Here is a 12,282-nt window from a genome sequence, read left to right as displayed (position 1 = left end):
GCATAAGAAGGTAAAGGTAGAAAAATGGTAAACACAACAATTACAGCAGCAATCAAAAAACATACCGCAGATATGATTGCATTTCGTCGAGACCTGCATTCACACCCTGAATTGCCATGGGAAGAAGTACGAACCACTAAACGGATTGCGGAAGAGTTAAGTAAAATCGGTATCGAATATCGTTTAACAGAGCCAACAGGCATTATCGCGGAAATTAAGGGCGGTAAACCGGGAAAAACCGTTGCATTACGAGCTGATATCGATGCGCTACCCGTACTTGAGCTGAATGATGCATTAGACTATAAGTCTCAAAATCAAGGAAAAATGCACGCTTGTGGTCATGATGCGCATACCTCTATGTTACTGACGGCGGCAAAAGCGTTGTATGAAATTCGTGAAGATTTGAAAGGCAACGTAAGGTTGATTTTCCAACCGGCGGAAGAGATTGCTCAAGGTGCACGTGAAATGGTCAAGCAAGGTGCAATTGACAATGTTGATAACGTTTTTGGGATGCATATTTGGTCTACAACCCCCTCTGGGAAAGTCTCTTGTAATGTGGGGGGAACCTTTGCGTCGGCGGATTTACTTGTCGTGAAGTTTAAAGGACGTGGCGGTCATGGTTCGATGCCTGAAGCAACGGTCGATGCGGCTGTTGTGGCTTCTTCTTTTGTGATGAACTTACAAGCTGTTATTTCACGGGAAACATCGGCACTTGAGTCTGCAGTGGTCAGTATCGGTAAAATGGACGTGGGAACGCGTTTTAATGTTATTGCGGAGAATGCAGTATTAGACGGAACGGTACGTTGTTTTAATATCGAAACTCGGGATCGTATTGAAGCGGCTATCAGACGTTATGCAGAACATACCGCAGCGATGTATGGGGCTACAGCAGAAGTTATTTATACGTATGGAACACTGCCTGTGATCAATGAAGAGCGTAGTGCGCTATTGGCGCAATCTGTCATTACACAAGCATTTGGTGAAGATGCGTTGATGTTTGAAAAACCAACGACAGGTGGCGAAGACTTTAGTTTTTATATCGAAAATATTCCAGGTTGTTTTGCTTTATTAGGTTCAGGAAACCCTGATAAAGATACACAGTGGGCGCACCATCATGGGCGTTTTAATATTGATGAAGACGCAATGGCAACGGGAGCTGAACTGTATGCACAATATGCATGGTCCTATTTACAACAGGATAATTTCTAGTTGATGGTTCACCTTGTCGCGATAATCGCGGCAAGGTTTTATTTGTATTCTTACCTGCCGATAGAATCGTTTTATCTCATCGTTAAATCACAAGATACCTTGATGGATATTGTGAACATCAAAAATAAATCTAGCCATAAATATCATCTCCCCTAAAAGAGACGCAATTTAAAATTTTTAGAATACGTGAAGTATTAAGATTAAAATTTAGCTATAAATATAAAGAGAGAGAACGTTTTTATTTTTATTCTATTAAAAATGGTGATTTTGCGACGAATAAATAAATTATTAATATAGTGTTTAAAATATTTTACCAAAATACGCATAGTCAAATATAAACAAATGATTGTATATTTCACTTAAGTGGCCTATTTTATTGACATGCTTGTTTTCATTAATATAATTCGGTGAAGTTTTACTTATATTGTGATGAGTAACAATAATTGAAACTCATCACAATTAAGCTAAGACTCATGATGTTTAAATATCGCTTTTCTTAAACGTTGTTGCTGCTCGAAACGTTGCTCTTGTGTTAATTGAGCGTCGTGAGAAAGCTGTGCCAGCAATATATTCATATTTGAGATTGAGTTTTCTGTTAATAGTGCGTCAACGTGTTTAACAATATTGTCGTAGTGTTGCATAACTATCTCCAATAGACATGATTAAAAATTATAACACATGGAATGTGGGTAGTATTATTTATTGTGGCTGTCGATGATTTATTTTTTATTACATCTAGCATAGGAATAAGATATTGAAATTAACCGTTATACTGCTGTGTTTTCTACTGTGTGCTTGTACATCAAAATGGGAACCAATAGGCCCTGTGGAATGGACTTACCAAGAGGCAGATTCACAATGTGAATTTGATTCTTTTAAGCGATTTCCAGTTCGTAACGAAGTCGCCCAAAGAACGGTGTATGAAACAATTACGAAAAAATGCAAGAAAAACGATGAATGCGGTAAAGAGAAAACTTATGAGGAAAAAGTTCCCAAGACGGAAAGTTATGTTTTGGATGTGAATAAAGATAGCCGCCATCGCGAATATATGAGTTGTATGAAAAGAAAAGGGTGGCAAGAGAAAAATGTCTACTTTTGGGAATAGGCGCTTGCTAGCGTTTAATTAGATAAAAACTCAGATAGAGCCTTATGTGATAACTGAGGCTCTATCTATTGAGTATGCGTCAAATGGTAGACATCTAATTTTGTTTATCAATGATCATGACAGCCATGGTATTTGGCTCAAGTGCTCGCATAATATGCGGCTCATCACCGGGGTAGTGGATATAGTCACCGGGAAACAACTCTGTTGGGTTATCTAAAGGGCCAACCATGGCACGACCGCTCATCAAAATAATGTGTTCACTCACACCACGCATATGAGGTTCTGAAATACGATCTCGCCCAGGCTCAGCAACCACAGTATAGATATCACGTTGTGAGTTCACGGGTGCTGCTGAAAGTAAAAAAGCGAGATAATTAGCATGTTCAGCACTGACTTGAATACCATCACCATGGCGAATGACGGTGACTGGCTCATGTCTATCTTCAATTAATCGAGAAAACGGCACATCTAAAGCGACACAGATAGCCCATAGAGTTTCAATACTTGGATTGCCATTTCCGGCCTCTAGTTGCGAGAGTGTCGATTTAGCAATGCCCGCCTGACGAGAGAGTTCGGAGAGTGACAGACCACTTTTTTGCCGTTCTCTGACTAATGCTTTGGCGATTAACTCAATAGGTGGAGTGAAGGAGCTCAAGTTTTAGTTTCCTATTTTGATTGCACTTTTAGATAACTACCGACATAATGAACAAACGTATTATATATCGAACGATTCATTATGCTAACCTCAACGCTTAATCATAGCACGGTAAAAAACATTGCACTGGTTTGTCTTGCTGATTTAATTGTCGGCATCTCATATGGGGCGCTAGCGCATTCTCAAGGATTTGATTTTTGGGTTCCTTTGACTCTTTCTATTTTAGTGTTAGCAGGGGCGTCAGAATTTCTTTTTATTGGGGTCATTTTTTCAGGCGGAAGCCCTATTTCTGCTGCCTTGGCGGGGTTACTCGTGAATTCACGGCATATTCCATTTAGCTTTGCCGTCAGTGAGTTAGCGGGGAAAGGCCCAAAAGCGCTATTGGGCTATCATATTATGAATGATGAAAGTGTGGTATTTGGGTTATCTCAGGAAACTGAAAAAGAAAAAAGAGCGGCATTTTGGTTATGCGGATTAGGGATATTAATTTGTTGGCCAATAGGCGTATTGATTGGTGAAGGTGTAGGAAGCTTTATTCAAGATACTCATACACTTGGTATGGATGCGATGTTCCCCGCAATTATATTGGCGCTTTCATTACCCGCATTGAAAGATAAGCGATTGCGGTTAGCGGCAATCGTTGGTGCTGTGATTGCCGTGATCGCTACTCCCTTTTTACCAGCAGGGATCCCCGTATTACTGGCCTTATTAAGCTTAGTTATATATGTGAGAGGTTAATAATGATGGATAACCCATGGCTGATTTTGAGTGGAATTTTATTGCTGGCAGTGGGCACTTATCTAATGCGCTCATCGGGTGCCTTGCTCAAAGGAAAAATTATTTTATCAGATAATAGCAAGGCTCTGTTTTCAGCAGCAGCTATTGTGATCTTGTTTTCAGTTGCGATGACTTCGACAGTATTTGAAGGTGACCATTTTTCGGATATACCTAAAATAATTGGTGTGTGTGTAGCCGGATTGCTTACTTGGTATCAAAAACCTTTTATTGTCATTGTGTTATCTGCTTCTGTGGTGACCGCATTACTGCGCTTAATTTTTTGATATTAGCTTAAAACGCCCCGTTCAAACGGACAAGGGCGTTTAATTCACAATAATTTGATAAAACGAGTGGATGGAAATTAAACGGTAAGATCTTTGATTTCGTCCGTTGCTGCATTTTTTTGGACAGAAGCAATCCCTTTTAATGCCGCTTGTTTAGTTGAATACATCTCGCTACTGGCGATAATCTCATGATTGGCCGCTTTAAGAACAAAATAATAAGGCTGAGCGGTGTCTTTTGTTGATTTTTTCAGTTCAAAATAACCCATGATTGACTCCAAAAATGGTATAAAGTGGACACTCAGAATGTCGCAATACTCGCTATTGCCTCTTAAGATTAGAAATAAATAGGCAAATTTACTAGTTTCAGAGCCTATTTAATTTGAAAAAAAAGCCTCTATAACATAGAGGCAATCGTAGGATTAATAGAACTAATTATTGTTAGTTTAAGATAACGAATATGAAGAATAGATGCTATTTGATTCTGCATATTAATCTAAAAGGTCGCATCTATAGATATTTTATTTTAGCGTTTATTGTGCAGCAGGCTCTGGTGCTGGTGCACTCTTTGTTGGTTGTGATGTGGGTTTCTGTTTTGCTGACACATATTCAGGCACTTCAATAATACTCATTTTAACAAGGTAACGTTTACCATCAGCCGCTTTTGGTGCGTCATTCGCTAATTTTTTCAATGTCTCATTCGGTGTCGTTGTTTGTTGAGCAACACTAAACAACACATTGTGGTGGTTCCCCATATGTGGGCGTGAAGAGCGGTTATCAGGGCCGTTGGCTGCTGCGGCAAATCCAACAGACATTAACATGAGAGCAAGTAAACCAGAATTTAGTTTGTTCATTGATATATCCTCTTATTTGTATTGATTCAGATAATCAATTAATTCATTTTTTGCCGCAATCGCTTTTACCTCCTTTGACCGAAGCTTCACAATTACTGCACTTTTTCCATATTTTCTACTTAATTAGCCCCGCTCGTATCGACAAGGACTATAAAAAAGCATCACTTGTGCGGTGTCTACTTGAGTGGCTGGAAGGCGGCATGATAATCGATTAGCATGGTAGTTAAATAACAAAATAGCAACAAAGTGAGCCGTTATGTCTGAGATACAAATTCCATTTTCAATATTAGATCTCGCACCTATTCCACAAGGCGCTTCTGCGAAGGAGGCTTTCTCTCACTCTTTAGATTTAGCCCAATTGGCCGAGAAACTTGGCTTCCACCGTTATTGGCTTGCAGAGCATCATAATATGACGGGAATTGCCAGTGCCGCCACCTCGGTGTTGATTGGTTACCTTGCCGCCAATACCACAACACTGCATCTTGGCTCTGGGGGCGTGATGTTACCCAATCATTCACCGCTAGTGATCGCTGAGCAGTTTGGCACATTGAATACGTTATATCCTAATCGAATTGATTTAGGGATCGGTCGAGCGCCTGGGAGTGACCAACAAACCATGAGAGCGTTACGTCGCCATATGAGTCATGATATTGATAATTTCCCTCGCGATGTAGCTGAGTTGGTGAATTGGTTTGATGCAACAGATCCTAATCCTCCTGTCAGGCCAGTTCCCGGTTATGGTGAAAAGATACCTGTGTGGCTGCTAGGATCAAGTTTATACAGTGCGCAACTTGCAGCTCAAATGGGGTTACCTTTCGCCTTTGCCTCTCATTTTGCCCCTGATTTGTTATTACAGGCATTACAAACGTATCGGGAAAACTTTACGCCCTCATCTAGGCTCGCTAAGCCATATGCAATAGTTTGTATTAATATTATTGCCGCTGATACTGTTCGTGATGCGGAGTTTTTATTTACATCTATGCAGCAAGCTTTTGTGATGTTACGTAGAGGTCAGCCTGCACAATTACCACCTCCAGTGGAAGATATGGGGAAAATTTGGTCGCCTGCTGAACAATTTGGCGTGCAACAAGCACTCGGGATGTCATTAGTGGGGGATAAAGCCAAAATTCGCCATGGGCTAGCATCCGTATTACGTCAAACTCAAGCGGATGAAATCATGGTTAATGGGCAAATTTTTGATCATCAAGCCCGCTTATATTCATTTGAATTAGCGATGCAAGCAATGCAGGCGCTGAGAGAGCAGTAACGCTTATGAATAGCGGTAGCGACATTATTTATCCCATTAATATAAAATCCGTTTAGCATCACGAGTTAACCGCATTTTTATGGGCTACAGGCGATAACGAGAGGTATTGACCTGTAGACCCAAGCTTCTTCTGTTCGGCTAGATTGCATTCAAGACGCTGGTTTTTAAACGATGCTCTGTCAATTGAGCACAATGAATCGATCTATTTTCCCAATGCTAGAGGGCGACTCAAAATGGCAGAGTATGTTCAACGTGGTAGCATTTAGCTATTATTTTAGAGGATAAGTGAGATAACCCAGAATAATCTGGGTCATAGACGGCTAACAAGCGATTTGTGGCAGATGGGGTTCAAGAGGGGGCAGACCATGAGCCGCTCTAGCTCGGTCACAAGCTTCATTATGAACGCCATCAACCCATGATTGCTCGAATTCGCGGCAAGGGGTAGGCCTTTGACTATAGATAGCACAAGAGACACATTCACCAACCGTACCGGTTAATGCCGTGCAGCGTGTATTGTGTTTTTGATTGGTGCCCTTCATTGCACTCATAAATGGTGTTATTTGCTCAGTGAGATCTTGAGGAACTGTGCCACCACCACTTTCGCTTTCTGCCCAATAAAATGAGACGCGAAAATAAGCGCAACAAGCACCACAACTTACACAGGGATTATTTTCAGGATCAGTTTTTATTATATGAGTAATATTGGTCATATATAAAATCACTAAAAAATTTTGGAAATAATGACCCGCAGAAAACGGGCTGACGCAACATAGGCAGGAGGCCTAGAATCGTTGCTCAAACGCTATTATCTTACGTATTATTTCCGATTGGCAAGATTTTTCAGTGTTTCATTCTGATATTTCTCATTATCTATACGATAAATAAATTCGATTAGAATTTAAAAAAAACAAAAACTGCACCTTAATCAGTCGTGTTGCAACTTTTGGGGTGCAGTCAGTGGATAATTTTATCTTAAATTACGCTAATGTAAATTAGACGTGTTTTAGCTCACCATCATCCTCTTGGTTGTAGATGGTTTTGTCAGTTTCACCCATTAATTGGCTAGTGACCGTGCCCGCTGTCATAGAGCCGCTGACGTTGAGGGCGGTACGACCCATATCAATCAGAGGTTCGACGGAGATCAGTAAGGCAACCAGTGTGACAGGTAACCCCATAGCAGGGAGTACAATCAGCGCGGCAAATGTTGCACCACCACCAACACCAGCAACCCCTGCTGAGCTAACAGTAACAATCCCAACTAATGTCGCAATCCACAGTGGATCAAATGGGTTAATGCCCATGGTGGGGGCAACCATAACAGCTAACATAGCGGGATAGATACCAGCACAACCGTTTTGACCGATTGTCGCGCCAAATGAAGCCGAGAAGCTGGCGATAGATTCAGGAACACCAAAGCGACGAGTTTGAGTTTCAATATTCAGAGGAATACTGGCGGCACTCGAACGGCTTGTGAACGCGAATGTTAATACAGGGCCTGCTTTTTTGAAAAACTTAATAGGACTGAGGCCTGTTACCGCAATGAAAATACCGTGAACGATAAACATCAGTGCTAGTGCGACGTACGACGCTATCACGAATGTGCCTAGATTAATGATGTCTGATAGGTTAGAGCTTGCAACAACCTTGATCATCAACGCCATGACACCATAAGGTGTTAAGCGCATAACTAGACGGACGAGTTTCATTGCCCAAGCTTGCAGCACATCGATAGCCGCGAGCGCTTTTTCACCACGTTGTTGGTCATCTTTGAGTAATTGCAGAGCAGCAACCCCCAAGAAGGCAGCAAAGATAACCACGCTGATAATAGATGTTGGGCTAGCTCCCGTCAGATCAGCAAATGGGTTTTTAGGAATAAATGATAAAATAAGTTGTGGAACAGTTAGATCAGACACTTTGCCCGCATAATTATTTTGAATTGCATCAAGGCGAGCAGTTTCTTGTTGACCTTGAACCAAACCTTCGGCAGTTAAGCCAAAAAGATTCGCAATCAAAATACCAATAAGTGCGGCTATTGCAGTGGTTAATAACAGTGTTCCGATAGTTAAGAAACTGATTTTACCTAACGATGATGCCTTGTGCAGACGTGCGACCGCGCTCAGTATCGATGCGAAAACTAATGGCATAATCACCATTTGCAATAGCTGTACATAGCCATTACCCACGATATTAAACCAGAGAATAGAGTCTTTCAGTGTTTGGTGATTAGTACCGTACACCAAATGGAGAGCGACGCCATATGCCACACCAAAAACCAGACCTAATAGAACTTTTTTCGACAGGCTCCAGCCTTTTGCCCCTAGTTTTGCCAGTAGTATGAGCAGTGCTACAAAGACAAGCACATTAATAATTAAAGGAATATTCATTCCGAACTCCAATCGCAGTTTTTTGAATTATGTTATTAGCGCTGTAAACCTTAAAGGTTATAAGGAATTAGCTCATCCTAACAACTGGTTATATGTTATCAGCAGATAAAAGACAATTCTTATACTGAAAAGTAATAACTTATGATGAATGATGCTTACAGTATATTACAAAATAGATGACTATGTAGACATGCGTATATCTATTTGATTATGAATATATTTTATTATGCTTTCAAATTGACTATGAAAATCAAAGCTATAACTAACGGGTATAAAGCAAGCACAAACAGCCAAAACGATTGCGATAAAACGTTCTGCACGTTTATTTGACTTGCTACGCAGTAACGGAAAACAAAAACGAAAAGGCAGAGGCCATAAGAAGGGAACTCCGGAAGGGGTGAGTATATCAGCCACTAAATGGCTCATATAACCCAGTAAAAATGCTTGGATCAAATCATTAGGAATAGGCCAGTTGGCCGGTAGCCATTGGTAACAGGCGAGCACTAATAGTAGCCATGCGATTAAACTGTGTGTAAAACCTCGATGCCCACATAATTTGGAAATCGGCAGGGAAAGGATCCTTAACATCCGACCGGGTATCGATGAAGGGTGGTCGATATCGGGGAGTAATGCCCCCAATAGCGCACCTGGCACCATATGCAGCCAATCACCTTGAGCAAGCTCAGGTGTGATCTCTAGCTTATGTGCCATTATTAATGAGGCGACAGAAAATAGCAGGTGCCCTTCAGCGGTCATGGTGGATAAATTACCATCTGTTTATCTATACAGTTAGGAGGGCAGTATAAAGCGTTTAAAAAGAATATGATAGGGCTAGAAATGCAAAAAACTCTTAGTTATTAGCAAATAACATCAGAGTTTTATACTTTTATGTAATATCCCTATCAAAACGTGATAGGGACGGGCGAAAAAAGCGGCAATAGATAATTAACGCAAATATTTTTCGGTGAGTTCATTAAGTGATGCGAGTTTAACATCCGCTAATCCCCAACGCGGATCATGAAAATGCTGTTGGTCAGGAACAACGATTGAGCGCATTCTTGCCGCTTTTGCAGCAATCATACCGTTAAAGGAGTCTTCTAGTGATACGCAGTGGATGGGTTTTGTCTCCAGTAAAGCAGCTGCATTGAGATAAACTTCAGGGTGCGGTTTACTGTGAGGTAAATCAGCCGCCGAAACAACCGCCGAAAAATAATCACGGATCTCAAATAAGTTCAGTACTTTCTCTAACATGTATTGCGGCGAGGCAGAGGCAAGGGCGATATTCAATCCCATTGAACGGCATAGTTCTAATGCGTGATGCACACCGGGAAGGAGGGGACGCTGCTCTTCAACTAAGCCAATAACACGATCAATAATCATCTGTTCGACTTCTTTTAGGCTATGTCCTTGCCACGGAGAAGCGTGATACCAAAGCTCTACGACATGGTCGATTCGTAAGCCTAGTGTATCGGGTAGTTTATCAGCGATGGATAGGTCGATGCCTAATTGAGTAAAAATTTCACGCTCCCCTTGCGCCCAAAAAGGCTCAGAGTCAATCAGCAAGCCATCCATATCAAAGATAACAGACTGGATGGATAAGTTGTGGTACATGTCAAAACTCCATTCATGTATGTGTGACCTTGCCATGTTTCAAGGTGTTGTATGCAGTAACAGGATTGACCCAATTAATTTGTCACCGTATCAATTCAAGGTATTGCATATCATCTGAAACTGATAGCCCTTTATTGCGATGAGTATTGTAGCAAGTCACTGACTGATTATATATATCGAAACGGTCATCTTTATCTTGAGTGTGAACGTTCCCCAAAAGTTGGATCTTTATGAAACTATTCAGTTATGGATTGAAAATGCTCGATAACATGGCTGAGATATCAACACAGCAATCCATATCCGACACACGGGAATATGGGAATAACAAGCCCCCTAAATCCGTCATATCGCGGTTGCGGTCTAAGAAGTGGGCAGCTTTGCCACTGACGACAATGGGCAGTCACGAAAGCGCAAGTTAAATAATCTGAAATTGCGAGTATCCGTATTATTCCTTGTGGTAAATTTGGTGGCTTTATAAAAATTCAGTTATGATTAGTTATAAAAAAATTTTTAGAGGGTCAATAATGAATTACCAGACTGCAAGTTATGTCGCAATCGGCAAGCGTATTATCGGTTGGATTGTTTTTCTTGTAGCATTGATTTCCACTTTAGCTTCATTAGTCAAATTGGCGGGTATGAAAGGGTTAGAAGGAGAGGGTATTAATGCAGTAGCCAATGATTTTATTAAATTAATGGCTGAAATGACGCGCCAAAGTACACCGTTTCTTAATGTCTTCTGGAACAACTCCCCAGTACCTCAAGTTGCCAATGGTTTTTCAGGCGCGAATATCGGCTTTATCATTATCTTTCTTTTTATCTTTGTTGGCTTAGCACTAAGCGCTTCTGGCTTACGCATGTATCGACAAATTAAATTTATTCGTGAAAGCCTCGAAGATCACGTGATATTGGAAAAAGCCAAAGGAAATGAAGTCTCGAAAGAAGAGCTTGAGGCTAAAGTGACGATCCCTCGACACACCATATTTACCCAATTCTTTATTCTTTATTTTTCGCCAATCGCATTCGGTATAGTTATCTATTTGGCATTAAAGTTGCTGAATTGGTAATTATCTGGCCCAGTCAGGCATCGCTGGGCCAACACCGTCATTATTTCTCGCCAATTAACTCATCGATAATGGTACGTGCGTGCAAATAGCTTTTTTCAAGGCCAAAAATATTGGATTGGCAAAGTAGATAATAAAGTTGATAAATAGGTTGTCTTTCGAGGAAGCCCGAAGGTAAAGGCCACACACTTTGGTATCCGTCAATAATTTGGATGGGTAACTCTGGGTATAAAGGCAACATTGCCATATCACATTCTCTATCCCCCCAATAGCAGGCGGGGTCATATAAAATACCATTCTGCTCTTGTGTCATAGCGCAGTTGGCAGGCCACAAATCCCCATGAAGTAAGGAAGGTTGCGGTTGATGTCCTGTCAGGCGCTCTTTGACAATATCAACGATCTGCTGAATATCGCCAAAGACCATTCCTTTCTCAGCGGCAATTTGTAATTGCAAACCAATACGTTTTTCGGCGAAGAAAGAGTTCCACCGTTTTTCCCAACCATTTGGCTGAGTGATGGTGCCTAACATTGTATCAAAGTCAAAACCATAGCTCGGTTGCTCTTCCCATTGATGTAGGTGGGCTAATTGCTGGCCGAAACGCCATGCGTTAGTTGCATCAAAACTTTTTAAAGGAAAATATTCTAATAGCAGAAAGCTGTGGTGTTTATTACTCCCTACACCATACACTTTAGGCACGGTGATGGTTTTGCTTTTGGCAAGCATTTCAAGCTGTTCGGCTTCTTGTTTAAATAAAGGCAGAAATTCACGCAGATTCTGTTTGACGAAAATGGTGTGGTCACCGTAATCGATTTTCATCGTGTGATGAATATCACCCCCAGAAAGTATTTCTTTGTTATGAAGTTCTGCTTCACCTAAGTGTTCGCTTAATAAACGGTACATTGCTTGCCACATGATACACCTCGCTTTGCTTTGGTCTTCACTAACACGATTCTATAGCGACAGTTTAGGAATTAACAGCAATAATTATTTAAAAAGAAGAGCCTATCACGAAATGGCTCAACTATAACATTATGTTGAATGGATTATTTTAGATATTCATTATTATCGATATATTGT

At 40.9% G+C, this 12,282-nt stretch carries 15 protein-coding genes; 6 read left to right on the top strand and 9 right to left on the bottom strand.

Annotated features, from left to right (window positions below; all coding sequences use genetic code 11):
• Positions 1 to 24 precede the first annotated feature (24 nt).
• Positions 25 to 1,209 carry a M20 family metallopeptidase gene (locus PSF11_RS04340; RefSeq protein WP_004919023.1) on the top strand — a complete coding sequence of 395 codons (1,185 nt, stop codon included), beginning with the start codon at positions 25 to 27 and terminating at the stop codon, positions 1,207 to 1,209.
• A 464-nt stretch (positions 1,210 to 1,673) separates the two neighbouring features.
• Here the strand turns inward: PSF11_RS04340 and PSF11_RS04335 are convergent, their stop codons facing one another.
• Positions 1,674 to 1,850, bottom strand: a complete 177-nt coding sequence (locus PSF11_RS04335) for a DUF2526 family protein (protein WP_072502206.1) — start codon at positions 1,848 to 1,850, stop codon at positions 1,674 to 1,676.
• Between the two features lie 113 nt (positions 1,851 to 1,963).
• Between PSF11_RS04335 and PSF11_RS04330 the strand changes: the two genes are divergently transcribed.
• Positions 1,964 to 2,314 carry a hypothetical protein gene (locus PSF11_RS04330; protein WP_052038360.1) on the top strand — a complete coding sequence of 117 codons (351 nt, stop codon included), beginning with the start codon at positions 1,964 to 1,966 and terminating at the stop codon, positions 2,312 to 2,314.
• Positions 2,315 to 2,408: 94 nt separating this feature from the next.
• On the opposite strand, the gene PSF11_RS04325 is transcribed toward PSF11_RS04330, so the two are convergent.
• Positions 2,409 to 2,969 (bottom strand): helix-turn-helix domain-containing protein, encoded by a 561-nt coding sequence (locus PSF11_RS04325; protein WP_036943850.1) that lies wholly within the window; start codon positions 2,967 to 2,969, stop codon positions 2,409 to 2,411.
• An 81-nt stretch (positions 2,970 to 3,050) separates the two neighbouring features.
• Between PSF11_RS04325 and PSF11_RS04320 the strand changes: the two genes are divergently transcribed.
• Positions 3,051 to 3,707 carry an AzlC family ABC transporter permease gene (locus PSF11_RS04320; RefSeq protein WP_014658184.1) on the top strand — a complete coding sequence of 219 codons (657 nt, stop codon included), beginning with the start codon at positions 3,051 to 3,053 and terminating at the stop codon, positions 3,705 to 3,707.
• Between the two features lie 2 nt (positions 3,708 to 3,709).
• Entirely contained in the window at positions 3,710 to 4,030 is a 321-nt protein-coding gene (locus PSF11_RS04315; RefSeq protein ID WP_004919032.1) for an AzlD domain-containing protein, read from the top strand.
• A gap of 77 nt (positions 4,031 to 4,107) precedes the next feature.
• Here PSF11_RS04315 and PSF11_RS04310 read toward each other — a convergent pair whose 3' ends face one another.
• Both PSF11_RS04310 and PSF11_RS04305 read right to left on the bottom strand, forming a co-directional pair.
• On the bottom strand, positions 4,108 to 4,296 hold the full coding sequence (locus PSF11_RS04310; protein WP_004919033.1) for a YegP family protein: 189 nt from the start codon (positions 4,294 to 4,296) through the stop codon (positions 4,108 to 4,110).
• Positions 4,297 to 4,560: 264 nt separating this feature from the next.
• Entirely contained in the window at positions 4,561 to 4,881 is a 321-nt protein-coding gene (locus PSF11_RS04305; protein WP_014658186.1) for a hypothetical protein, read from the bottom strand.
• A 256-nt stretch (positions 4,882 to 5,137) separates the two neighbouring features.
• Between PSF11_RS04305 and PSF11_RS04300 the strand changes: the two genes are divergently transcribed.
• Positions 5,138 to 6,148 carry a luciferase-like monooxygenase gene (locus PSF11_RS04300; RefSeq protein WP_004919035.1) on the top strand — a complete coding sequence of 337 codons (1,011 nt, stop codon included), beginning with the start codon at positions 5,138 to 5,140 and terminating at the stop codon, positions 6,146 to 6,148.
• Positions 6,149 to 6,468: 320 nt separating this feature from the next.
• Here PSF11_RS04300 and PSF11_RS04295 read toward each other — a convergent pair whose 3' ends face one another.
• The 4 genes from PSF11_RS04295 to hxpB form a co-directional block, all read right to left on the bottom strand.
• Positions 6,469 to 6,858: a YkgJ family cysteine cluster protein gene (locus tag PSF11_RS04295; protein WP_004919036.1), complete on the bottom strand. Its 390-nt coding sequence runs from the start codon at positions 6,856 to 6,858 to the stop codon at positions 6,469 to 6,471.
• A 282-nt stretch (positions 6,859 to 7,140) separates the two neighbouring features.
• Positions 7,141 to 8,532: an L-cystine transporter gene (locus tag PSF11_RS04290; protein ID WP_004919037.1), complete on the bottom strand. Its 1,392-nt coding sequence runs from the start codon at positions 8,530 to 8,532 to the stop codon at positions 7,141 to 7,143.
• A gap of 180 nt (positions 8,533 to 8,712) precedes the next feature.
• Positions 8,713 to 9,288: a metal-dependent hydrolase gene (locus tag PSF11_RS04285; RefSeq protein WP_004919040.1), complete on the bottom strand. Its 576-nt coding sequence runs from the start codon at positions 9,286 to 9,288 to the stop codon at positions 8,713 to 8,715.
• 189 nt (positions 9,289 to 9,477) lie between these two features.
• Positions 9,478 to 10,143, bottom strand: coding sequence for a hexitol phosphatase HxpB (hxpB, locus tag PSF11_RS04280; protein ID WP_014658187.1), 666 nt, complete (start codon positions 10,141 to 10,143; stop codon positions 9,478 to 9,480).
• Between the two features lie 524 nt (positions 10,144 to 10,667).
• Here hxpB and PSF11_RS04275 point away from each other — a divergent pair.
• Positions 10,668 to 11,207 (top strand): YniB family protein, encoded by a 540-nt coding sequence (locus PSF11_RS04275; RefSeq protein ID WP_014658188.1) that lies wholly within the window; start codon positions 10,668 to 10,670, stop codon positions 11,205 to 11,207.
• A gap of 40 nt (positions 11,208 to 11,247) precedes the next feature.
• Here PSF11_RS04275 and PSF11_RS04270 read toward each other — a convergent pair whose 3' ends face one another.
• A complete protein-coding gene (locus PSF11_RS04270; protein WP_004919048.1) occupies positions 11,248 to 12,117 on the bottom strand; it encodes a fructosamine kinase family protein in 870 nt (289 codons plus the stop codon).
• Positions 12,118 to 12,282 lie beyond the last annotated feature (165 nt).

The sequence above is a fragment of the Providencia sp. PROV119 genome (genome assembly GCF_028482435.1).
Classification (GTDB): domain Bacteria; phylum Pseudomonadota; class Gammaproteobacteria; order Enterobacterales; family Enterobacteriaceae; genus Providencia; species Providencia stuartii.
The sequence above is the reverse complement of the archived record's forward strand: the minus strand, read 5'-3'. Positions and strand labels throughout refer to the sequence as shown.